The organism is Rhizobium sp. BK379 (assembly GCF_014193955.1).
In the GTDB taxonomy this organism is placed as follows: domain Bacteria; phylum Pseudomonadota; class Alphaproteobacteria; order Rhizobiales; family Rhizobiaceae; genus Rhizobium.
Genome location: NZ_JACIAD010000008.1, coordinates 109,430 through 132,448, shown reverse-complemented (window position 1 = coordinate 132,448; position 23,019 = coordinate 109,430). Strand labels below are relative to the sequence as shown.

The window sequence follows — 23,019 nt, the reverse complement described above, 5'->3', positions numbered from 1 at the left end:
ATGCGCTTCACGATCAAACTCAAACTGAGCCTGGTGTTCAGTTTTATCGTTCTCCTGACCTGCGCAATGGCCGGTCTTTCGATCTACAATCTCTCGTCGCTCAATGACGACATCTCGGTCATGGTTGCCGGCCCGGTCGCCAACCTGCGTGACTCCGGTGATCTCTCCGATGCGGTGATGCGCTCGATCCGTTCCGAAAAGGACGCGATCATCAACACGGATCCGACGAAGATCACCGGCTACGTCGACGAAATCTCCCAGAGCCGCGATCAGATCAAGACACTGCAGGCGCGTCTTGCTGCATCGCCTGATCCGGATATCCGCAACAGCATGAGCGAATTCGGCGATCTCTACGGCAAATGGACGTCCCTGCAGGACCGTGTTGCCGATCTCGCCAGGCAGAATACCAATGAATCCAACACGCAGGCCGGCGCTATTTCGATGGGCGAAGGCCAGCAGGTTACGAACCAGCTTCTCGCCATCCTCTCGAAGCTGAACGATACGGTGACGGGCAATGTCGGCGAGACCGACGCGGCCACCAACGAACAATACGCGCAGTCACGCAACATGCTCATCTTGATGACGATCGGCCTGATCGTCGTATCCTCGGCTGCTGCGATCTGGATCCTGCTCAACATCTCGCGCGGCCTGAAACGCGCCGTTCAGCTTGCAGATGCCGTCAGCATTGGTGACCTCGAACAGAATATCGATCACAAGAGCAACGACGAAATTCGCGACCTGGTCAATTCCATGTCGAGGATGACCGGCAACCTGCGTAACACGGCGCAGATTGCCAACCAGATCTCGAACGGCGACCTTACGGTTTCTCCGAAGCCCCTGTCGGAGAAGGATACGCTGGGCATTGCTCTGGAGCAGATGGTCGAACGTCTGCGCGGTGTTGTTGCCGACGCGATTGCTGCGGCCGAAAACGTCTCGTCCGGCAGCCAGGAGCTTTCGGCGAGCTCCGAACAGGTGTCGCAGGGTGCGACCGAACAGGCAGCTTCGGCTGAAGAGGCTTCCGCTTCGATGGAGGAGATGGCCTCCAACATCAAGCAGAATGCCGATAACGCTGCCCAGACGGAGAAGATCGCCCGCCAGTCGGCCAAGGATGCTGAACTGTCGGGTGAAGCGGTCTCACGCGCTGTTCAAGCCATGCGCACGATTGCCGAGAAGATCGGCATCGTTCAGGAAATTGCCCGTCAGACCGACCTGCTTGCTCTAAACGCTGCCGTCGAAGCCGCGCGTGCCGGCGAACATGGCAAGGGTTTTGCGGTCGTCGCTTCGGAAGTGCGCAAGCTCGCGGAGCGCAGCCAGTCGGCCGCCGCTGAAATCAGTGCGATGTCCGGCGATACGGTCAAGTCCGCGCAGGAGGCCGGCGACATGCTCGGCCGCCTGGTTCCGGATATCCGCAAGACGGCCGAACTGGTCTCCGAGATCAGTGCAGCCTGCCGCGAGCAGGATATTGGCGCAGCCCAGATCAACGAAGCAATCCAGCAGCTCGACAAGGTGACCCAGCAGAATGCCGGTGCCTCCGAAGAGATGTCGGCAACGTCGGAAGAACTGGCGACCCAGGCTGAGGAACTGCAGGCCTCGATCGCCTTCTTCAAGGTCGACATGGCCGGCAACCGCCTGTCGCACGCTCCGGCTGCCAAGGTCACGGTTCGCACGCCGGCTCCGGCTGCGGCCCGCAAGCCGGTCGCCAAGAAGGCCGCGCCCGCCAACACGGTTTCTGCCCAGCAGGCACGCGCCAAGGGCTTTGCTCTGGACATGTCGATGGGCGGTCCCGACGAGGGGGATGCCGAGTTCAAGGAAAGCGCCTGAGTATCAGGTCCTTCCAATATATTAACAGGCGTCCCCGATAATGGGGCCGCCCGAATCCAAGGAAAGCGGTTGATCATGGCGACAACATCTCTGGAAGCTCAATTCGTGACCTTCAGCCTCGGCGAGGAGATCTTCGCCGTTCCGGTGGAGGTGGTGCGCGAAATCCTCGACTACGCCGAAGCGTTCAAGATTCCGAACGGTCCCGACTATCTGCTCGGTCTGCGCGATGTGCGCGGCCAAGGCGTTCCGACGATCGACCTGCGCCTGAAGCTCGGCATGTCGAAGACGGTGCCGACGCCGCATACGCGTGTGCTGGTTCTGGATGTTCCCATGGAAAATCGCCTTCTGACGCTCGGCCTCGTTGCCGACCGCGTTTTCGAAGTGACGCCGTTCCGCCGCGACCAGATCGAAGCTGCGCCCGATATCGGCGTACGCTGGCGATCGGATTACATTGCAGGCGTGGTGCGCCGTGAGAACGGCTTCGTTGTCATCGTCGACCTTGCCCGGCTTCTGTCGCGCGAGGACGCCTCTGTCCTGCAATCGGCCGCCTGAGGCCCTCAAGACTACCCGGAGTGTTGCGTGTTATGAGTATGGCAGCGGTAGAAGCCCAGTTGCCGGGCGACAGGATCAGCAAGCGTAATTTCGACAAGCTGGCGCGGTTCATCTACGACTATAGCGGCATCAAGATGCCGCCGACGAAGCTGACGATGCTGGAGGGTCGGCTGCGCCGGCGCCTGCGCGCCACGCGGCATGCGAGCTTCGACGATTATTGCGATTTCCTGTTCAACGAGGGGGGCCTCGATCAGGAGACCATCTACCTGATCGATGTCGTAACGACCAACAAGACCGACTTCTTCCGGGAAGCCAAGCATTTCGAATATATGCAGACCGTCGCCCTGCCGACGCTTGCCGACAGCGGCCTGCGCACGATCCGCACATGGAGTTCTGCGTGCTCGACCGGTGCCGAACCCTACACGATGGCAATGGTGCTGGCCGAATTCGCCGAGGGCCGCAGCGATGTGTCCTACAATGTGCTGGCGACGGATCTCTCCACCGATGTCCTGCAGACCGCGCGCCGGGGTATTTATGCCGAAGATCTGGTCGCCCCGGTGCCGCGCGACCTGCAGAAGAAATATGTTATGGTTGCCAAGCAGCAGGGCCGCCGTGAAGTTCGTATCTCGCCGAAGCTGCGCAGCCGTGTCGGCTTCGCCCGCATGAACCTGATGGATGAGAAATATCCCGTCGGTGACATGATGCACCTGATCTTTTGCCGCAACGTGCTGATCTACTTCGACAAGCAGACGCAGGCCGGTGTGCTCACCCGTCTCTGCGGCTGCCTGGCGAAAGGCGGTTACATGTTTATCGGTCACTCGGAATCGATCACCGGCTTCGACCTTCCCCTGAAGCAGGTTTCGAACACGGTGTTCCAGCGCATCTGAGAGGGTCCTATGGCCAAAAAAGTCCGCGTCCTCATCATCGACGATTCCGCCAGCGTCAGGCAGACGCTGACACGGGTTCTGGAAGAAGACCCGGAGATCGAAGTCATGGCCGTCGCATCCGATCCATTCATGGCGGCGCGCAAGATCCAGGAAGAGATCCCTGACGTCATCACCCTCGATGTCGAGATGCCGCGCATGGATGGCATCACCTTCCTGCGAAAGCTCATGTCGCAACGACCGATTCCGGTCGTCATGTGCTCCTCGCTGACGGAAGCGGGTTCGGAAACTCTGCTGCAGGCGCTTGAGGCGGGTGCCGTCGATATCATCCTGAAATCGAAGATCGGAGCGGCGGATAGCCTGGCGGACGATGCCATGCGCATCCGCGAAGTGGTCAAGAGCGCTTCGCATGCGCGGCTTGCCAATACGCGCCGTACTGCCGGAAGCGTCCGCTCGGCCTCGGCGGAAGGGCCGGCCAAGAAGCTGACGGCCGATGCGATGCTGCCGCCGCCAAGCGGTCGGGCAATGGCGAAGACAACTGAAATGGTCGTCTGCGTCGGTGCTTCCACTGGCGGAACGGAAGCCCTGCGCGAATTTCTTGAAGCGCTGCCGGCCAATGCGCCGGGCATGGTCATCGTCCAGCACATGCCGGAGAAGTTCACCGCAGCATTCGCCAAACGTCTGAACGGTCTCTGTGAAGTCGAGGTCAAGGAGGCAGTCGATGGCGATCCGGTGTTGCGCGGTCACGTGCTGATCGCGCCGGGCGACAAGCACATGCTGCTGGAGCGGCAGGGCGCGCGCTATTACGTATCAGTCAAGCCCGGCCCGCTGGTTTCCCGCCACCGTCCGTCCGTTGATGTGCTGTTCCGTTCCGCTGCCCGTTCTGCGGGGTCGAACGCGATGGGCATCATCATGACGGGAATGGGGGACGATGGTGCGCGCGGCATGCTGGAAATGCATCAGGCCGGCGCCTACACCGTTGCCCAGGACGAGGCGAGTTCGGTCGTCTTCGGCATGCCGAAGGAAGCGATCGCCAAGGGCGGCGTCGACCGCATCCTGCCGCTCGACCAGATCGCCCGTGAAGTGCTGATCACACAGCAGAAGTCTTGAATTCCGAACTGAATGCTGGAGCGGCGGCGCATCGCGCCGCCGCTCTTGCGGAATCAGGCGAGATATCCGCCATCGATCGTCAGGCTGGCGCCGGTGATGAAGGACGCTTCCGGGCTCGCGAGATAGGCGGCGAAGCTGGCGATTTCCTTATCCTCGCCGATGCGGCCGAGCGCCATCAACTGCTTCAGTCGCTCATGGCCGGTCGCGTCCGAGTTCATGTCCGTCGCCGTCGGGCCTGGCTGGATATTGTTCACGGTAATACCGCGCGGGCCGAGATCGCGGGCAAGGCCACGTGTCATGGCAGCTACCGCCCCCTTGGTCATGGCATAGACCGACGAGGTCGGAAAACCGCTGCGGTCGGCGACAATGCTGCCGATGGTGATGACGCGTCCGCCCGCTTTCATGTGGCGCACGGCTGCCTGCGTGCCCGCGAAGACGGCGCGGACATTGACTGCGAACATGCGGTCGAAGTCTTCGAGGGGGAAATTCTCTACTGAATTCAGCATGAGAATTCCCGCGCTATTGACGAGAATATCGATGCCGCCGAATGCCGAGACGGTCTGATCGACCGCGTTCTGGACGGCTTTCGGATCGGCGCTGTCAGCCTTGATGGCCAGTGCTTTCGCGCCCTTCGCCTCGATTTCGGCGACGATGGCCTTCGCCTTATCGACGGAGGCGGAATAGGTGAAGGCAACGGTCGCGCCGTCGCTGCTGAGACGGCGGACGATTGCGGCACCGATACCACGCGAGCCACCGGTTACGAGGGCGATCTTGCCGGCAAGTGGTTGGGACATTGTAGTTCCTTTCTTTCTGGATTGTTTAGTCTAGAATTGGGCGTGCGGAATCGAGTTTGGACTTCCGGTTTTAGCGGAGGCTTCGAATGGCGAGACGGGCTATACCGCGGAGCGCTTCAGGGGAGGCACCGTTGCGCGCGCTGACCTTCATGCCTGAGAGGGTCGAGCCAAGGAACTGCACGGCATCGGTGGTATCGACTTCATCTGCGACCTCGCCCCGTTTCTTTCCTTCCTCAAGGATCGTCTTCACGGCGGATGAAAGCCGGCGGGATGCCTGGTCGGTCAGATCGGAGATTTCACTGTCCGTCCGTCCGAATTCGCATACGGCGCTGACGCCGAGGCAGCCACGGCCGGCTTCGGTCTCGGGGCGGGAGGCAAAGGCGATGAGCGTCTCCTCCAAGGCTTCCAATGGTGTCGCAGCGCGGCCCAGGTCGGCCACGAGTTGGGAGACGCTATCGGTATTGTAGCGGTCGAGCGCTGCCAGATAGAGGCCGCGCTTGTCGCCGAAAGTATCGTACATGCTTTGCCGGCTGATCTTCATGGCCGACAGCAACGCATCCGTCGAGGTGCCCTCGTAGCCGTGTTCGGTGAACACGGTGATGGCCGCCTTGAGCGCTGTGTCGCGATCGAATTCCTTATGCCTTGCCATGACGCCTCAATAATCTTTCCAGACTGATCTGTCCAGAATAATTTGGGAACTATCCTTTGGTGTTGCAACCCCGCCATGCGGCATTCCCCTTGAAATTTTCCTGATTTTGTGGTCTTGAGGCCGCCAATCTATGCAGCGCTGTCGCTTTCGGCGTTCAGGGACATATCCCGCCCCTGACAGCGCGTCCCGTATTATCCAAGGAAAATGCCCACATGGCCCGTTCAGCTCTTCTCAATGTCATGGTTCAGGCTGCCATCAAGGCAGGCAAGTCGCTGGGGCGTGATTTCGGGGAAGTGCAGAACCTGCAGGTATCGGTGAAGGGGCCGGGCGACTTCGTCTCGAATGCCGACCGCAAGGCAGAGAAGATCGTCAAGGAGGAGCTTCTCAAGGCTCGTCCGACCTATGGCTTCCTTGGCGAGGAGAGCGAAGAGATCAAGGGCACCGACGGTGCGCACCGCTGGATCGTCGACCCGCTCGACGGCACCACCAACTTCCTGCATGGTATCCCGGCCTTTGCCGTTTCCATCGCGCTCGAGCGCAACAGCGAGATCGTCGCGGGTGTGGTCTTCAATCCAGCGACGGACGAGCTCTACACGGCAGAGCGTGGCGGCGGCGCGTTCCTCAATGACCGCCGCCTGCGCGTCGCCTCCCGCCGGGTGCTTTCCGACAGTGTCATCGGTTGCGGCGTGCCGCATCTCGGCCGTGGCAATCACGGCAAGTTCCTGATCGAACTCCGCCACGTCATGGGCGAAGTCGCCGGCATTCGCCGCATGGGTGCAGTCTCGCTCGATCTTGCCTATGTGGCCGCCGGCCGTTTCGACGGCTTCTGGGAAACGGCACTGTCGCCCTGGGACATGGCAGCCGGCATTCTGCTCATCCGCGAAGCCGGCGGTTTTGCGACCGACTGGGATGGCGGCGCCTCGATCCTGGAAACGGGCTCGATCATCGCCGGCAACGAGCATATCCAGAAGGCGCTGATGGAAGTCGTCAAGCGACCGGTTCCGACCCGCTGACGGGTATCGGAAACAGGCTGTTGTAAAGTCCCGCTTTTCCGCGGTGCATACTTCAATTCGGCACAATGTTGATCTAGTCTCCGGCTGCAATGAATCCGGAGGCCGAGGAACCTATGGAAAATGTGAATGCGGCCGAGTTCGGCTCCACTGAGAAGACGGCCGGTGGCTACGCCTACAAACTCTCCAGTCCCATGTCGTTCTTCTGGACGATGGTGTTGTTCCTTATCATCGTCGGCTTCATAGCAGCGATCCTGTTCCGCCAGACCCAAACCGCCTTCATGCACAATCCGGGCCTCAACGGCCTCATCCTCGGCGTTCTTGCCGTTGGAATCATTCTCGTTTTCAATCACGTGCTGTCGCTTCGTCCGGAAGTGCGCTGGTTCAATTCCTTCCGCGCCGCAGGCAGCGTCGAGAAGGTGAACCGCAATCCGCGGCTGCTCGCGCCGATGAGGGCGCTGATCGGCAACCGCAAGTCGGGTGTTGCATTGTCGACCACGGCGTTGCGCTCCATTCTGGATTCCATTGCCAACCGTCTCGACGAATCGCGCGACGTCTCGCGCTATCTGATCGGCCTGCTCGTCTTCCTCGGCCTGCTCGGTACCTTCTGGGGTCTTATCGGCACGATCGGCTCGATCAGCTCGGTCATCCAGTCTCTCGATGCTGGTTCGAACGGCACGGGCGATGTACTCTCGACGCTTAAAGAGGGGCTCGCGACGCCACTGTCCGGCATGGGCCAGGCCTTCTCGTCCTCGCTGCTCGGTCTTTCGGGTTCGCTGATCCTCGGTTTCCTCGATCTGCAGGCCGGGCGTGCACAGAACCGTTTCTATACGGAGCTGGAGAACTGGCTCTCCTCTGTTACCGATGTCGGCTCGGATATTCCGGTGCCGGCGCTCGATGGCGTCTCCGCTGGCTCGTCGGAAGATATGAAGGCGCTTTCGGAATATCTGCGCAAGGTTGCCGAAGACGGTGGCCCCACGAGCCAACGGTCGGTTGCCGCCATGGCAAGCCTTGCCGAAGGCATCCAGGGCCTCGTCAAGAATATGCGCAACGAGCAGCAGATGCTGCGCGACTGGATCGAAGTGCAGCAGGACGAAGCGAAGGCGATGCGGCGTACGCTCGACCGGTTGGCCGAGCGCATTGGCGTGCATGACCGCGGCAGCGACAGAGCGCGGGAACGATCCGGCCAGGTCGAAAAGAGCGAGGGCAAGTAAGCCATGCCTCTTGGCCGCAACCGTCGCCACCAACGCGCGGTGGACTACTGGCCGGGCTTCGTCGATGCGCTTTCGACGCTGCTCATCGCCATCATGTTCATTCTCACGGTATTCGTTGTCGGCCAGTTCATTCTCAGTCGCGAAATCAGCGGTCGGGACGAAGTGCTGACGCGTCTGAACAGCCAGATCAACGAGCTCACGCAGTTGCTGGCGCTGGAAAAGGGCAGCAATCAGGACCTTCAGGATTCCGTCGCCAATCTGCAGGCGTCACTTGCGAGTGCCGAGGGCGAGCGAACGCGGTTACAGGCGTTACTCAGCGCTGGTGCTGGCGGGCAGGATGCGGCAAAGCAGCAGATTGGAACGCTGACGCAGCAGCTTGATGAGCAGAAGCAGGTGAGCGACCGTGCCCTCAGTCAGGTCGAGCTCCTCAACCAGCAGATTGCGGCATTGCGCAGCCAGATCGCAGCTGTCGAGGCTGCACTGCAGGCTTCCGAAGAGAAGGATCAGACGTCGCAGACAAAGATCGCCGATCTCGGACGCCGCCTGAACGTGGCGCTGGCTGCGCGCGTGCAGGAGCTCAACCGCTACCGGTCGGACTTCTTCGGACGTCTGCGCGAAATCCTGTCGGATCGCGAGAACATCCGTGTCGTCGGCGACCGTTTCGTCTTCCAATCTGAAGTCCTGTTTCCATCCGGCGGCGCCGACCTCAATCCGGATGGCCAGACGGAAATGGCAAAGCTTGCCGCCGCGCTGCTTGACCTTGCCAAGGAAATTCCGCCTGAAATCAACTGGGTGCTGCGCGTCGATGGCCATACGGACAATGTCGCGCTCTCAGGCTCAGGTCGTTACCGGGACAACTGGGAGCTTTCATCCGCCCGCGCGATTTCGGTCGTGAAGTTCCTGATCGCGCAGGGTGTGCCCGCAGACCGGCTCGTTGCGGCAGGTTTTGGCGAATTCCAGCCGATCGCACCGGGCGATACGCCGGAGGCGCGTGCCACCAACCGTCGTATCGAACTCAAGCTGACCGAGAAATAACGGCTTGAAGCTTGCCAGCGAGGAAGGTGCGGACGGCGGGACTGTCGCTGAGGCCGATCGCCATCCTGTAGGCTTCTGCCGCGGCGTCGCTTTCACCGAGGTCTGCCAACAGATGTCCCCGCACGGCCCAGTAAGGCTGGTAGCTGGTGACGCCCCGTCGTTCCAGCCCGTCCAACAGGGCGATGGCCGGAGCCGCGCCATCGACCCTGCCGATGACGGCGGCATGACTGACCTTTGAGCCCAGTGTCGGTTTCATCTCGATGAGCGCCCGGTAGAGGGTAATGAGCGCCTTCCAATCCGTCGTGCCCGTCCGGCGACGCGTGGCGTGGACGGACTGGATCGCCGCCTGGCACTGGAACGGACCGAAACGGTCGAGGGTGCCCGCCTTGCGCAGCAAAGTATCGGCTTCCGCCAGCATGATTTCGTTCCAGAGACCGGTATCCTGCTCCTCAAGGGGTATGTAGGTGCCATCGGCATCACGCCGTGCGCGCCTTCTCGCCTCGCAATAAAGCATCAATGAGAGGAGCCCGATAACCTCCGGCTGCTCAGGCAGCATCGTCATGAGAGCGCGGCCAAGCCAGATCGCCTCGCCGGTCAAACCGGTGCGATTGTCTTCCTCGCCATCGAGCCCGTCCCAGCCGAGCCCATAGGCGGCATAGATTGCCGAGAGTACGCCCGCCAGCCGATCCGTCAGGATCTGCCGCTCAGGGATGGCGAAGGGAATGCCGGCGTCGCGGATCTTGATCTTGGCCCGCACCAGGCGCTGGCTCATGGCATCCGGCGAGATTACGAAGGCTTGTGCGATTGTCTTCGCGTCAATGCCGAGCACCGTCTGAAGCATCAGCGGCGTGTGAACGGACCGATCGATCGCCGGATGTGTACAGGCAAAAAGCAGCTTCAGCCGCTCATCGGAAAAGTCTGCGTTTCGTGCATCGTTCAAGCGCTCCTCGGCTTCCTCGATGGCCAGCGCGATCGTTTCGCTGGCATTATCGTGTACGGTTCGGTGACGGGCAGCCTGAATGAGGTTGCGGCGGGCTGCGGTGAGCAGCCAGCCCTCGGGATTGTCGGGAATACCGCGCTCGGGCCAGACCCGCAACGCAGCCGCCAGCGCATCAGACAAGGCATCCTCCGCTGCCGGAACATCGCGGGAGCGAGCGGCAAGAAAGGCGATGAGCTTGCCATAGGATTGCCGTGCCACCCTTTCGGCGACACGGCCCGCATCTGATGTCACAACGGCCTCACGCGAATTGCAGCCGCGGCCGTACTTCCACCGAACCCCATTCGGAGACGGGCACGCGCGTGGCCCATTCGAGCGCGGCATCGAGATCTGGTACCTCGATTACGTAGAAGCCGCCAAGCTGTTCCTTGCCTTCCGGATAGGGACCATCCTGCACATCATGGTCCTCGCCTTTCCGACGTACGATCGTGCCGGTCTCAGGCGGGGTCAGGCCGGCGCCGGCGGTCAAGATCCCTGCCTGCACCAGGGCCTTGGTGTAGGCCGTCCAGCCATCGCGATAGGCGGGGTCGTTGCGGCGGACAAAGTCTTCTGCAGATTCACGGATGATAAGTGCGTATTGCATCGGAAACTCCTGATCCTCTGATGGGTTTAACCGGGCAAGCAGCATGTAAGGCCGAATATGCCCAAGCTGCAATCCTTCGGTGGCGCGGCTTCGAGCCGTTCCGAAACAATGAGGTCTCAGTCGTCTTCATTTCGACATTGCAGCCGAAAAAATCGATCACACCGAAATGGGTGCGAAAAATGCGCTGAGCGGGAAGTGCTGGAGGCGACTGATGCCGCCTCCGCTTCCGGTCAAGCGTCCGCCTTTGTCTGATCCACCACTTCCGCGCCGGGCGAATTCTTCTTGATGGATTCGATGGCGTTCACCGCGGATGCTTTCGCCTTGTAGCCTTCGGACGAGAACATGGTCTCGCCGTTCGACGCCTTGAAGCGGAAGCGGAATTCACCGGCCTTATCCTTGTAAACTTCAAATCTGTACATGGATCCCTCCTGGTAAGCTGAAATCGTGCATCAGCTTTCAGAAGGCTAGCCCAGAATTGTGAGCTTTTCCACCACCTTAATTAGAATTCCATTGTATGGCGTGCAATTGCCGCCGGTTGGATCGGGCGCGAGAGAAGGGCTGGCCGCATGCTGTCCCTTTCGCGAAGATCATTCCATCTGGATATGGGCGCCGTCGACGACCGGTTTCCATTTCGCAAGCTCGGCCTTCACATGGGCGCCGAGTTCCTCCGGTGTCGAGCCGACGATGGTTGCACTAAATTCCTTCATCCGCCCGGCGACGGCCGGATCGGTCAGCGCCTTGTTGGCGGAGGCGTTGAGGCGAGTAATCACATCGGCCGGTGTGTTGGCCGGCGCAAAGAGTGCGTTCCACGTATAGGTCTCGTATCCTGGAATGCCGGATTCCGCGATAGTCGGGATATCAGGGAAGGATGGCGCGCGTTCGGCGGTCGTGACGGCGAGTGCCCGGAGCGTACCGGCCTTGATGTGGCTCGACGACGAGGGCAGGTTGTCGAACATGATCGGTACCTGATTGCCGATGACGTCGTTCAATGCGGGCCCCGCACCCTTGTAGGGGATATGCTGCATGTCGACGCCCGCCATGCTTTTAAAAAGTTCGCCGGAAAGATGCAGCGGCGTGCCGTTACCGGATGAAGCGTAACTGTATTTGTCCGGATCGGCTTTCAGGAGCGCAATCAGCTCCTGCACATTCTTTGCGGGCAGCTCCGGATTGACCACCAGGACATTGGGAACAACCACGAGCAATGAAACCGGCGCGAAATCCTTCTCGGCATCATAGGGCGTCGATTTCAGGATCAGCGGATTGAGGGCGTGGGTCGCGACGGTGCCCATCAGGATCGTATAGCCATCCGGCGCGGCGCGCGCGACGCTATCAGCGCCGAGATTGCCGCCGGCTCCCGCAACATTCTGCACGATGACCTGCTGGCCGAGATCTTCGGACATTTTCTGCGCGACGATACGCGCGACGACATCGGTCGAGCCTCCGGCGGCGAACGGCACGACCATGGTTATGGAACGATCGGGAAAAGTCTGGGCTGATGCGGCCGTACCAGTCGCGGCTGCGATCAGGCCAAGTCCAAGTGCCACACTTATGCGACTGACAATATCAGAAAGCGCCATTCGAATCTCCTCCCACCGATTTCAACAGCAAAGACCCCTACCTTGGGCATGGGAAGGTTAGGGCAGGTTCCAGCAAAGGCAACCGAGTGGGAAGGCTGTCGCGATCAGACTTTAGTCGCGATGGGGGTATGAGGCAGCTATTTGGCGGCTGCCAGCACATCCTCGTTGGCCGCATCGAATTGCAGGCGGGCGAGTTTCGCATAGATGCCGCCGTTTCGGATCAGGCTCTGATGCGTGCCCTCCTCTACGACACGTCCCTGATCCATGACGAGAATGCGGTCGGCCTTGAGAACAGTGGCGAGACGGTGGGCGATGACAACAGTGGTGCGGCCATGCATAAGCCCGTCAAGCGCTCTCTGCACAAGCGTTTCGCTCTCTGCATCAAGCGCCGAAGTCGCCTCGTCCAGCAGAAGGATCGGTGCATTTTTCAGGATCGCGCGGGCAATGGCGATGCGCTGGCGCTGGCCGCCGGACAGTGTGACACCGCGTTCGCCGACCTGCGTCTCATAAGACTTTTCCAGTCGGTTGATGAATTCATCGGCCTGCGCGGCGATTGCCGCTGCGCGAACCTGCTCGCGCGTCGCGCCATGAACGCCAAAAGCGATATTATCGTGGATCGAGGAGGCGAAGATGGTCACATCCTGTGGCACGATGGCTATGCGCTGGCGCAAGGCGTCCGGATCGGCCTGGCAGGCGTCGACGCCATCGATCTTCACGCTGCCCTGTTGCGGATCGTAGAAGCGGAGCAAGAGCGAAAAGACGGTGCTCTTGCCGGCGCCGGATGGGCCGACGATCGCAACCGTTTCGCCCGGCAGAACCGTGAAATCCAAGCCATGCAGAGCTGACCTGCCGGGACGGGATGGATAGGCGAAATGCACGCCGTCAAATTCCACGCGGCCTTGGGCGGGCGAGGGGAGTGGCTGCGGGTTTGCGGGGGCGGCGATCGGCGAGACTTCATCGAGAAGCTCGGTCAGGCGGTCAGCGGCACCGGCTGCCTGCGAAAGCTCGCCCCAGACTTCCGACAGTGCACCGAGCGAGCCGGCTGCGATGACCGCATAGAGCAGGAACTGGCCGAGCGTGCCGGCCGAAAGTGTACCGGCGAGGACGCTGTGGGCGCCAAACCAGAGAACGGCGACCACGCTGCCGAAAATGAGGGTGATGGCGATGCCCGTCAGCAGCGCGCGGGAGGAAACGGCGGAACGTGCGGCCTGATAGGCGGATTCCACAGCCGAGCCGTAGCGGTCCGCTGCAATCGTTTCGGCGTTGAAGGCCTGCACGGTGCGGGTTGCGGCGATCGTCTCATTGGCGAAGGCGGAAGCTTCTGCCAGCGTATCCTGTGCGGCGCGGGAGCGCTTGCGCACCGAACGGCCGCCGGCAACAAGCGGAAAGACGATGACGGGGATCGCGACGATGACGAGGCTGGAAAGCTTTGGCGAGGTGACGATCATCATGCCCAGCGCGCCGATACAAAGGATCAGGTTGCGAAGCGCCACGGAAGCAGTGGCGCCGACGGCGGATTTGATCTGCGTGGTATCGGCCGTCAGCCGCGAGACGATCTCGCCCGACTGGTTGACGTCGAAGAAAGAGGGCGACAGTCGCGTGACATGCGAGAAGACATCGCGGCGCAGATCCGAAACGATGCGCTCCCCAATGGTGATGACGAAATAGTAGCGTAGAGCGCTGGCAATCGCGAGCACGATGGCCATGATCATCATCATGGCGAAATAGCTATTGATGAAGGTGCCGTCGGCCTGCGTGAAGCCGTGGTCGATCATGCGGCGCACGGCGAGCGGTATGGCAAGCGAAGTCACGGCCGCCAGCGCCAGCGAAATCAGGGCACCGGCCACCATGCCACGGTAGCGTGCCACATAAGGTGTCAACCTGCCGAGCGGCTTCAGCGAACGCGACCTCTTCTCCCCAACTTCTGCCTGCTCTGCCAAATTGTCTCCGATCGCCCTCAAAGACCGCGTATTGCGGCTCCTTGGCCCTTGTTATCCCGGCGCCCTTCATGTATAGGCACCGCATCCTAATGGGAAGCCGTAGCCTTCACGACTGCGGCTTCATTTATTCAATCGGTTCTTCCGCCGCAACTGTCTGCGGCAAATTGGACCTCGGCATCGCAGGAAGATTGTCATGAAGGAAGGCATCCATCCCGACTACCATACCATCAAGGTAGTCATGACCGATGGCACCGAGTACGAAACCCGCTCGACCTGGGGTTCGGAAGGCGCTGTCATGAACCTCGAAATCGACTCCAAGTCGCACCCGGCCTGGACTGGCGGCAACCAGCAGCTCATGGACCGCGGCGGCCGTGTTTCGAAGTTCAACAAGCGTTTCGGCGGCCTCGGCCTCTAATTCGCTTCCGCTTTGCGGATTATTCAAAAGCCCGGCCTTGTGCCGGGCTTTTTGTTTTGGGGTCTTGCCGGCGAGCAAATAAAAAACCGGCCGCGTCGCCGCAGCCGGTTTCGTGAATTCTATGATGTCAGATCAGTTGTTGCCGAAGGCCGTCTGCAGCAGGGAAAGCTGGGCCTGGACGCTGTTCTGATTATCGGGAACGATCGCAGCTTCTGCCGGGCGGTAGATTTCACGGTCGAGCAGGGCGATGCGGTTCTGCAGGCGAAGCGAGCGCTCCACGAGATCGCGGAAGGATTCCGGCAGGTCGCCCCAGCCCGGAGCATTGCGATCGACGTTGAAGCCATCGAGCCGGACCTTGTTTTTCTCGGCCAGGACCTGATCGCGGGACATTTCGCCATTGTTGACGGCGCGCTGCAGCAGCAGCCAGGAAGCCATCTGCATCAGGCGGGTCGTGAGGCGCATTGATTCAGCCGCATAAAGGACCGAGGCCATGCGCGGCAGCACCTTGGAGGCTGCGCGGCCCTGGCCGTCGAGATAGGATGCGGTTTCTTCGACCAGCGACATGCCCTCTGCATACAGCGTCTTGAACTGCGAGGATGCGGCAGCGCGGCCAGCAAAACTGATTGTATTCAATCCAAGTTCCGACATCTAAAGAATCCCTGTTGCACGCATCTACTATCAGGTAACGCCGGGTTCCCGGAAAAAGTTTCCCAAGCCGGTCTTCGTGATTTCAAGATGGTATCTTTAACCTAGATGCGCAAGCCGTTTCTTAAGAAAAGGTTAATCTCCACAGTTTCGTGGAAAGGTCTAGGGCAGCGCAAAAAGAAGAGCCGCAAAAGCGGCTCTCAAGGTAAAACAGGGAGAAAAATCAGACCAATTCACCGCTTGGAAAACTGTCTGAGGTCCAGAAGAATCTGAACAGCAACAGTAATACCTTATAAAGCTTAATTTTTTATTAATGTCGTCCCGATTTAAGACTTAACGAAAGTAAATACGAAGCAATATTTGCTCGCTTACAGTCTTATGACCGGAAAAGATTTTCGGCGGCCAATCGGCCGGAAGCCTTCTTTGCGGCCTCGGCCTCGAGCCGTGCGATCTCGGTCTTCAAAAGTTCCACGCGCGCTCTCAACTCGTCGACCGAAAGCATGGAGAGATCGGAGCCGATCTCGTGCACTGTCTTCTTCTGCGGCCTATCGTCATCCATCAAGCTCATTGTCGCTCCTCCTGCGAACCGTGTGGCGATCCCTAGGATTTCGCCCCACGCTTCAAGTCTCTGTTGCAAGCGTGTCGCTATCGCAAAATCGCTGCGCATTTTTCGCGCGACATGCCTCAGTCCGTCAGCCGAACTTTACAGCAGGATCGCCACTTTCGGGAGACTTGTTGGAACTGCGATCGGCAAGCGACATGCTTTGCGGCGTGAGCGTCGGAGATGTTGCTGTTGGGATCGTCGTATAGGCATCGCGGTCGCTCGCCGGAATGGCTGCACGAATGCGGCTTCTGAGGATGGCATAGCCGGTGATCAGGAGATGGGCGAGCGCTGTCACCAGGAAGAGTGCATGCGGGCTGACGACTGACATGACCGGACCTCCGATCGTCGGCCCGATAACGGTGCCAATGCCGTAGAGCAGCAGCAGGCCGCCGGAAACCTTTACGAAATCCTCCGATGAGGCAAAGTCGTTCGCATGGGCGACAGCGATCGGATAGAGCGTATTGGCGACCGCACCGTAGAGGATGACGAGGCCGATCAGGAAGGCTGGGGAGGACGGATGCAGGAGGAAGATCAGGAGCCCGGCGAGCGCCGCGATGGCTGACATGGCTGCCAGGACGTAGCGACGGTCGATACGATCTGACAGGCGTCCGGCCGGAAGCTGCATCACCGCGCCGGCAAAGATGGTGGTGCTCATCATCACTGCAATCGAAGTGTCGGAAAGACCCGCACCCGCACCGAAGACGGCACCGAGCGTACCATAGGCGCCATTGGCAATGCCGACCAGCAGGATGCCGAGACAGGAAACCGGCGAATTGCGATAGAGCGCAGGCAGATCGAGTTTGACTGCTTTCAGCGGCTGCGGTGAGGCTGCGGTCGACAGCGTCGTCGGCAGCATGGCGATGCAGTAGAAGATGCCGCAGATCATGAAGAGTACGGGCGTGCGCACGTCTTCGAGCGGGATCATCATCTGGCCGCCCACGACGCCAAGGAGGGTGATGCCGATATAGAGCGAGAAGATCGCGCCGCGGCTCTCATTGTTCGCCCGTTCGTTCAGCCAGCTTTCGATGATCATCGAAGTCCCGGCAGTGGAGAAACCGGTGACGGCACGCAGGATGACCCACCAGACCGGATCGATGATGATGCCGCTGACAAGCGCGATGATGGCGATGATGGCGATAAAGCCGGAGAACGCGCGTACATGGCCGACGCGACGCACCATCTTCGGTGCAACCAGGCAGCCAATAACAAAACCTGCTGCCCAGGAGGTCCCGAGCAGACCGAGCGTGGTCGTGGCATAACCTTCGAGGTTTCCGCGCACAGGAAGCAGAATGCCCTGCAGTCCGTTGCCCATGAAAAGGAAGAGCGTGCCAAAGAGCAGCGCAGCGACGGACAGCAGATTTCTTGTCATATCCCCAGACTCGGCGTGTTCGCTTCGAAAAAGACATAAGGCGCGACGTTAATCTGCCCAGTCCATAAGAGTGTTGATTGTGTCCCGGAATGCCTTTACGGCGTGTAGATATTCCTGTGTTCGCGTGAAAAAATGTCCGTCCTGTGACATTCTGATAAATGGAAAAAATAAAGCCATGACAAAGCTGATAGCGTTGCTACTCATCCTTGCCATGGCAATCCAGATCATCAAGCCGCTCGGCTATCCGGGGCTGCGCCGCCGGATGGATTTCTGGAAGATCGCGCTGATTGCCTTTGCCATCTGGGCGGTGGCCTTGCTGGCGCGTGATTTCCTGGTGCAATAGGCGGGGTCAGTCCTGCAGGATGATCTCGCCTTTCATCATCGGCACGCAGCTTCCCGAGATCGTCACGTCAGTGACCGTGCCGACCGTCTTGACGACATCGAGTTCGATGATGCTGCGCCGGCCCATTTCGACGCCCTGTTCGATCGTCACGTGCTGGCTGACGTCCGCCTCCGGCAGCAGCGAGACGAGATAGGCGGAGAGGGCGGCTGATGCGCTTCCGGTCGCCGGATCTTCAATGACGTTGTCCAGCGGCGCGAACATGCGGGCGCGGATGTTCCAGGGGGTAGCGGCGGGACGTACATAGAGGAAGAGCGAAAAGTCATGGCTGCCGGCCACGCCCCTAGCCGCCGCCTGGAAGCCGTTCAGATTGGGACTTGCCGCGGCCAGAGCCTCGAGACTCTCGAGTTCTGCGATGGCGAAGTTCAGTCCCACCGAGGCAAAGACTGGGGCATGCTTGTTCTTGCGGATCGAGGAGGGATCAAGGGAGACGCAATCGGCAATGACGGTCTCGGATATTCTGTCGCCTATTTCAAGCGGCCGTGGAGCACGGATGGTTGCTCCGGTGACTCGGCCTTCACGGCGCTGCAGGGTGACTTCCACGAGGCCGGCCTTTTCCTCGAACCGCAGCCTATCGCCAATGGCGCGACCGAAGATTTCGTTCTGCTGGCCGAGAACATAGGCAGTGCCGACATTGGGATGCCCCGCGAACGGCACCTCCATTGTCGGCGTGAAGATGCGAACTTTTGCGGTGTTTTCGGGGTTCTCGGGCGGCAGCACGAAGGTTACTTCGGAATAGCCGAACTCGGCGGCAATCTTTTGCATTGCCGCATCGCTGATGCCCCTGGCGTCGCTCATGACCGCGAGCGGATTGCCCTCATAGCGGGTGGAGGTGAAGACGTCGACGGTGAGGTAGGACAAGCTGTTCATGGCGGCTCCAACAATGGTGGCACCATGATTATCGAGGCTCGTTGTTGCTGCGAAGGACTATCTTGTCGCCATGACAAATCGGCTTCGCGACTGGCAAGAACAAAGACAGGCGGCGAGGATGCTCGCCGCCTGTCTGTTTTCTCAAGCATCCAAAAGGCTCATGCGGCCTTTTCGAGTTCGGCCTTCCAGTTGCCCTTGGCGGCGAGGCTGTTCATCTCGGCGCGGTGTGCGAATTCGCGCTGGCCGGCAGCGACGTTTTCCTGCTTGCCGTTCCAGGCCTTGAGTGCACTGTCCTGCAGAGCACGGCCATAGGAGAAGGTGACAAACCAGGGCAGCTCATAACCGGAGTTGATGGCGGAGAGATGGGCTGTCGCTTCTTCCGTGGTCTGGCCGCCGGAGAGGAAGGCGATCCCCGGAACGGATGACGGAACCGTGCGCTTCAACACCTGGACGGTGCGCTCCGCCACTTCCGCAACCGAGGCCTTGCGGGCATTCTTGCCGTCAATGACCATGTTCGGTTTCAGGATCATGCCCTCGAGGCTGACACGGGCATCAGCAAGTTCCTCGAACACGATGCGCAGCGTGGATTCGGTCACTTCGGCGCAACGGTCGATATTGTGGTCGCCCGGCTTTCCGTCCATCAGGCATTCCGGCTCGACGATCGGTACGATCTTGGCTTCCTGGCAGAGCGCGGCATAGCGAGCCAGCGCCTGGGCGTTGGCGCGCACGGAACCACGGCTCGGCAGGGTCTGCGAGATGGCGATGACGCCGCGCCACTTGGCGAAGCGGGCGCCGGCCTCATAATATCTGGCAAGCCGGTCTGCGAGGCCATCAAGGCCTTCGGTGACGGTTTCACCCGGATATTTTGCCATCGGCTTGGCGCCGATATCGACCTTAATGCCCGGAATGCTGTCGGCAGCCTTGATGATGTCGACGAAAGACGTGCCGTCAGCGGCTTTCTGATACAGGGTTTCCTCGTAGAGGATGACGCCGGAAATGTACTTCTTCATTGCGTCTTCCGAGCGGAAGAGCATCTCGCGATAATCGCGTCGGCTGGTTTCGGTCGATTCAAGATTGATCGCATCGAAACGCTTCTTGATGGTGGAGGTCGATTCATCGGCGGCAAGCAGGCCCCGACCGCCAGCAACCATCTTTACTGCAATGTCTTCCAGTCGTTCGCTCATCTCGTTCTCTCCACAATGAAACCCGGTAGAATTGACAATATAGAACTCGGATAACAGAAGTTTATAGCGAGAAAAATGGGAGCGCTAAGTCATTGAAACGATTGAAATGATTTCAATCGTTTGAAAGTTCGGGAATTTTTCCTCTTCTTGAGCAAAAGACCGCGGAAGCGTTCATTCCCGCGGCCTATCCTGCTGGAATATCTGCCGAATCGGCTTATCGCCAATCGGCCGTTACCGAGAGAGAACGGCCACGCCCGGCAGTTCCTTGCCTTCCATCCATTCGAGGAAGGCGCCGCCTGCCGTCGAAACATAGGTAAATTCTTCGGCAACGCCGGCATGGTTCAGCGCCGAGACCGTATCGCCGCCGCCTGCAACTGACGTGAGCTTGCCGGCCTTGGTGCGCTCGGCGGCATATTTCGCAGCGGCGACGGTCGCTGCGTCGAAAGGCTCGATTTCGAAGGCGCCGAGCGGACCGTTCCAGACGAGCGTCGTGGCGCGCTCGATCCAGGCCTTGACGGCTTCGACCGACTTTGGACCGACATCGAGGACCATGGCGTCACCGGGGATGGCTTCGATCGAGACGATCTCATTGGCCGCTCCTGCCTTGAATTCGCGGGCGATAACCCCGTCTTCCGGCAGAACGATCGCGCAGCCGGCCGTGGCGGCTTCGATCATGATCTGCTTGGCGGTATCGGCGAGGTCATGTTCGCAGAGCGACTTGCCGACATTGGTGCCTCGGGCGGCGATGAAGGTGTTGGCCATGCCGCCGCCGATCACGAGCGCGTCGACCTTCTTCACGAGGTTCATAAGAAGGTCGATCTTGGTCGAGACCTTGGCGCCACCGACGATGGCGACGACCGGACGGATCGGGTTGCCGAGGCCTTTTTCGAGCGCCTCGAGTTCTGCCTGCATCGTGCGCCCCGCATAGGCCGGCAGGTGATGGGCAAGGCCTTCGGTGGAGGAGTGGGCGCGGTGAGCAGCGGAGAAGGCGTCGTTCACATAGATATCGCCGTTTGCGGCGAGCGCCTTTGTGAATTCAGGATCGTTCTTTTCCTCTCCCTTGTGGAAGCGGGTGTTTTCCAGAAGCAGGATATCGCCATTGTTCATCTTCGCGACGGCGGAAGCGGCTGCTTGGCCGATGCAGTCGGACGCCGTCAGCACGGCATGGTCGAGCACCGCCTCGACGGACGGAGCAATCAGAGAAAGCGATAATTCTGCCGAGGGGCCGTCCTTCGGGCGACCGAAATGGGCGAGCAGGATGACCTTCGCTCCCTTTTTCGACAGTTCAAGGATCGTCGGCGCGACGCGCTCGATGCGGGTCGTGTCCGTAACCTTGCCGTCCTTGACCGGGACGTTGAGGTCGACGCGGACGAGAACACGCTTGCCGGCGATATCGTTGAGGTCGTCGAGGGTCTTGAAAGCTGCCATGGAAGGATCCGTTCGTGGTTGCGAAAGTTGCGCCGACCATAGCAAGGATCGAAGGAGACGCAAGGCAGTCGGCGGCCGTTTTAGCGTGGGGTTTCGTCACGTCCGGCAGCACTTTCCGCAGCCGTCACCTCATGCCTTTTGCGGCCTTTCATACGGTCGCGGGTACGCTGGATAATTTCGCGCAGATTGATGAAGATCGGCAATGTTATGGCGGGCTCCACGGCCTCCAATGACATGCCGACAGAGGTGATGTGATCCTGATCGTCGAGGTCGCGGACGATGAGAATGAGCGAGCCTAGACGGACGCGATCGGCATAATCCGCCTTGCCGCCGAGGCGCTGTTTCATCAGTTCGGCGATCGTCAAACCCTTCTCGGATTCATTGAGCAGGCCCGGACCATAAGCGGCATCGAGATCGGCGGCAGGGCGAGCCGGCGACAGTGCGAAGGCGCCAAAAAATTCCGCGTCGTCCTCATCAACAGGTGCACGGCTGGCGAAGAGCCGGTCGAGCAGGCGCGAATAGCTGGGAGCGATGAAGAGGTAGACGAGATCGTTTTCCCTCAAGCGACCGGCATATTGGTAGCGCATCGACTTGCCGTCGCGGATCACAAGCGAGGGTGCCGCCCAGCGCGGAATGCGCTCGCCACGCAGAACCGGGCTGTCCTTGACGACGCGATAGGAAAGCAACTCGTGATTGGCCGCGCCTGGCAGGTCGACCTCGACTTTGTCGACCGCGCCGATGCGCGGCGGAATGATGAGGCCGAGGCGCTTGGCGACCGGCTTGATTGTCCAGCCCTGCACGAGGAGCGAGACGAGCACGATGATGAAGGCGGTGTTGAAGTAGATCTGGCTGTGCTGCAGGCCGCCGAGGATCGGCATGATGGCAAGCAGGATTGAGACTGCGCCGCGCAGACCGACCCAGGCGACAAAGCCGATTTCCTGCTGCGTATAATCGAAGGGCAGCAGCGACAGCCAGACGGCGAGCGGCCGGGCGACGAAGATCAGGAAGAGAGCGAGCAGGATCGCCGGCACGATGATGACAGGGAATTGCGAAGGCGTCGCCAACAGGCCGAGCACAAGGAACATAATGATCTGGGCAAGCCAGGTCATGCCGTCCTGAAAGCGCCTGATGGTGCCGATCGCCTGCATCTTTCGGTTTCCGGCATAGATGCCAGCGACATAGACGGCGAGGAAGCCACTGCCGCCAACCGCGCCGGTGAAGGAGAAGACGAGCAAGGCGAGCGCCAGCACGAAGATTGGCGTGAGGCCGCGATCCGTTTCCAGCCGCCCGGCGATCAGCACGATCATCATGCCGCCGAGCAGGCCGAGTATGACGCCAAGGCCCATCTGCTGAATGAACATGGCAAGCATGCCGATATTGATGCCTGCGTAACGTTCGCCGCTGGCGAGAACCTCGACCAGGGCGATGGTCAGGAAGATCGCCATCGGGTCGTTGGTGCCGGATTCGACCTCCAGCGTGGAGCGCACCTTGTCTCGGATGTTGATGCCACCGATGCGCAGCAGGAAGAAGACGGCTGCAGCATCGGTAGAGGCGACAATTGAGCCAAGCAGCATGCCTTCCAGCCAGCTGAAATGCAGCAGCCAGCGAGCGGCGAAGGCGAAGAGTCCGGCAGTCAAGAGCACGCCTACCGATGCCAGTGTCAATGACGGTATCGCGGCAATCCGGAAGGCCTGCATCGGTGTACCGAAGCCGGAATCGAAAAGGATAATCGCAAGCGCGATGGAGCCCAGAATATAGGCGAGGTAGTTGTTGCTGAATTCGATGCCGAGACCATCGACGCCGGCGGCAAGCCCGATCATCAGAAACAGCAACAGGAGAGGAGCGCCGAAGCGGAACGCAAGCAGGCTCGAGAAGGCCGCAAGAAGCACGAGCGCCGTCGCAACCAGCACCACGATATAAAACGCTTCCATCCCTACC

The 23,019-nt window shown here is 60.3% G+C and carries 23 protein-coding genes; 9 read left to right on the top strand and 14 right to left on the bottom strand.

All coding sequences use genetic code 11. The annotated features are described in order from the left end of the window. From FHT93_RS28770 to FHT93_RS28755, 4 genes are all read left to right on the top strand, one after another. Positions 1 to 1,821, top strand: a complete 1,821-nt coding sequence (locus FHT93_RS28770; RefSeq protein ID WP_183850686.1) for a methyl-accepting chemotaxis protein — start codon at positions 1 to 3, stop codon at positions 1,819 to 1,821. Between the two features lie 75 nt (positions 1,822 to 1,896). Further along, positions 1,897 to 2,373, top strand: a complete 477-nt coding sequence (locus tag FHT93_RS28765; RefSeq protein ID WP_029869063.1) for a chemotaxis protein CheW — start codon at positions 1,897 to 1,899, stop codon at positions 2,371 to 2,373. Positions 2,374 to 2,405: 32 nt separating this feature from the next. Further along, positions 2,406 to 3,260, top strand: coding sequence for a CheR family methyltransferase (locus FHT93_RS28760; RefSeq protein ID WP_112545030.1), 855 nt, complete (start codon positions 2,406 to 2,408; stop codon positions 3,258 to 3,260). Positions 3,261 to 3,269: 9 nt separating this feature from the next. Next, on the top strand, positions 3,270 to 4,367 hold the full coding sequence (locus tag FHT93_RS28755; protein ID WP_029869061.1) for a chemotaxis response regulator protein-glutamate methylesterase: 1,098 nt from the start codon (positions 3,270 to 3,272) through the stop codon (positions 4,365 to 4,367). Between the two features lie 53 nt (positions 4,368 to 4,420). Here the strand turns inward: FHT93_RS28755 and FHT93_RS28750 are convergent, their stop codons facing one another. Continuing rightward, a complete protein-coding gene (locus FHT93_RS28750; protein WP_113015546.1) occupies positions 4,421 to 5,161 on the bottom strand; it encodes a 3-oxoacyl-ACP reductase family protein in 741 nt (246 codons plus the stop codon). A 70-nt stretch (positions 5,162 to 5,231) separates the two neighbouring features. Continuing rightward, positions 5,232 to 5,810, bottom strand: coding sequence for a TetR/AcrR family transcriptional regulator (locus tag FHT93_RS28745; RefSeq protein ID WP_113015547.1), 579 nt, complete (start codon positions 5,808 to 5,810; stop codon positions 5,232 to 5,234). 212 nt (positions 5,811 to 6,022) lie between these two features. Between FHT93_RS28745 and FHT93_RS28740 the strand changes: the two genes are divergently transcribed. From FHT93_RS28740 to FHT93_RS28730, 3 genes are all read left to right on the top strand, one after another. After that, a complete protein-coding gene (locus tag FHT93_RS28740; protein ID WP_113015548.1) occupies positions 6,023 to 6,823 on the top strand; it encodes an inositol monophosphatase family protein in 801 nt (266 codons plus the stop codon). A gap of 113 nt (positions 6,824 to 6,936) precedes the next feature. Beyond that, a complete protein-coding gene (locus FHT93_RS28735; RefSeq protein WP_113015549.1) occupies positions 6,937 to 8,034 on the top strand; it encodes a MotA/TolQ/ExbB proton channel family protein in 1,098 nt (365 codons plus the stop codon). Positions 8,035 to 8,037: 3 nt separating this feature from the next. Next, positions 8,038 to 9,069 (top strand): peptidoglycan -binding protein, encoded by a 1,032-nt coding sequence (locus FHT93_RS28730; RefSeq protein WP_183850684.1) that lies wholly within the window; start codon positions 8,038 to 8,040, stop codon positions 9,067 to 9,069. On the opposite strand, the gene FHT93_RS28725 is transcribed toward FHT93_RS28730, so the two are convergent. The 5 genes from FHT93_RS28725 to FHT93_RS28705 form a co-directional block, all read right to left on the bottom strand. Continuing rightward, a complete protein-coding gene (locus tag FHT93_RS28725; protein ID WP_113015550.1) occupies positions 9,050 to 10,300 on the bottom strand; it encodes a DUF6596 domain-containing protein in 1,251 nt (416 codons plus the stop codon). The two genes, FHT93_RS28730 and FHT93_RS28725, sit on opposite strands and share 20 nt — an antisense overlap. Before the next feature lie 7 nt (positions 10,301 to 10,307). Further along, positions 10,308 to 10,649, bottom strand: coding sequence for a YciI family protein (locus FHT93_RS28720; RefSeq protein WP_112545037.1), 342 nt, complete (start codon positions 10,647 to 10,649; stop codon positions 10,308 to 10,310). 230 nt (positions 10,650 to 10,879) lie between these two features. Continuing rightward, positions 10,880 to 11,068, bottom strand: coding sequence for a YegP family protein (locus tag FHT93_RS28715; protein ID WP_029869175.1), 189 nt, complete (start codon positions 11,066 to 11,068; stop codon positions 10,880 to 10,882). Positions 11,069 to 11,236: 168 nt separating this feature from the next. Beyond that, complete coding sequence (locus FHT93_RS28710; protein ID WP_112545038.1) at positions 11,237 to 12,226, bottom strand: tripartite tricarboxylate transporter substrate binding protein; 990 nt, start codon at positions 12,224 to 12,226, stop codon at positions 11,237 to 11,239. Positions 12,227 to 12,363: 137 nt separating this feature from the next. Then, positions 12,364 to 14,166 carry an ABC transporter transmembrane domain-containing protein gene (locus tag FHT93_RS28705; protein ID WP_183850682.1) on the bottom strand — a complete coding sequence of 601 codons (1,803 nt, stop codon included), beginning with the start codon at positions 14,164 to 14,166 and terminating at the stop codon, positions 12,364 to 12,366. 193 nt (positions 14,167 to 14,359) lie between these two features. Between FHT93_RS28705 and rpmE the strand changes: the two genes are divergently transcribed. Beyond that, positions 14,360 to 14,581, top strand: a complete 222-nt coding sequence (gene rpmE, locus FHT93_RS28700) for a 50S ribosomal protein L31 (protein WP_112545040.1) — start codon at positions 14,360 to 14,362, stop codon at positions 14,579 to 14,581. A 132-nt stretch (positions 14,582 to 14,713) separates the two neighbouring features. Here the strand turns inward: rpmE and FHT93_RS28695 are convergent, their stop codons facing one another. From FHT93_RS28695 to FHT93_RS28685, 3 genes are all read right to left on the bottom strand, one after another. Continuing rightward, the gene (locus FHT93_RS28695; protein WP_112545041.1) at positions 14,714 to 15,229 is read right to left on the bottom strand and encodes a DUF1465 family protein; all 516 of its coding nucleotides are present in this window, start codon (positions 15,227 to 15,229) and stop codon (positions 14,714 to 14,716) included. Positions 15,230 to 15,602: 373 nt separating this feature from the next. Next, positions 15,603 to 15,794 carry a DUF1192 domain-containing protein gene (locus FHT93_RS28690; RefSeq protein WP_112545042.1) on the bottom strand — a complete coding sequence of 64 codons (192 nt, stop codon included), beginning with the start codon at positions 15,792 to 15,794 and terminating at the stop codon, positions 15,603 to 15,605. Positions 15,795 to 15,918: 124 nt separating this feature from the next. Beyond that, positions 15,919 to 17,199: an MFS transporter gene (locus FHT93_RS28685; protein ID WP_112968833.1), complete on the bottom strand. Its 1,281-nt coding sequence runs from the start codon at positions 17,197 to 17,199 to the stop codon at positions 15,919 to 15,921. A gap of 175 nt (positions 17,200 to 17,374) precedes the next feature. Here FHT93_RS28685 and FHT93_RS28680 point away from each other — a divergent pair, with 175 nt between their 5' ends. Further along, positions 17,375 to 17,542: a hypothetical protein gene (locus FHT93_RS28680; RefSeq protein WP_183850680.1), complete on the top strand. Its 168-nt coding sequence runs from the start codon at positions 17,375 to 17,377 to the stop codon at positions 17,540 to 17,542. A gap of 6 nt (positions 17,543 to 17,548) precedes the next feature. Here FHT93_RS28680 and FHT93_RS28675 read toward each other — a convergent pair whose 3' ends face one another. The 4 genes from FHT93_RS28675 to FHT93_RS28660 form a co-directional block, all read right to left on the bottom strand. Next, positions 17,549 to 18,469 carry a PhzF family phenazine biosynthesis protein gene (locus FHT93_RS28675; protein WP_183850678.1) on the bottom strand — a complete coding sequence of 307 codons (921 nt, stop codon included), beginning with the start codon at positions 18,467 to 18,469 and terminating at the stop codon, positions 17,549 to 17,551. Between the two features lie 158 nt (positions 18,470 to 18,627). After that, complete coding sequence (locus FHT93_RS28670) at positions 18,628 to 19,653, bottom strand: class I fructose-bisphosphate aldolase (protein ID WP_112545045.1); 1,026 nt, start codon at positions 19,651 to 19,653, stop codon at positions 18,628 to 18,630. Positions 19,654 to 19,884: 231 nt separating this feature from the next. After that, the gene (locus FHT93_RS28665) at positions 19,885 to 21,081 is read right to left on the bottom strand and encodes a phosphoglycerate kinase (RefSeq protein ID WP_183850676.1); all 1,197 of its coding nucleotides are present in this window, start codon (positions 21,079 to 21,081) and stop codon (positions 19,885 to 19,887) included. A gap of 80 nt (positions 21,082 to 21,161) precedes the next feature. Continuing rightward, on the bottom strand, positions 21,162 to 23,012 hold the full coding sequence (locus FHT93_RS28660) for a potassium/proton antiporter (RefSeq protein ID WP_112545047.1): 1,851 nt from the start codon (positions 23,010 to 23,012) through the stop codon (positions 21,162 to 21,164). Between the last annotated feature and the right edge of the window lie 7 nt (positions 23,013 to 23,019).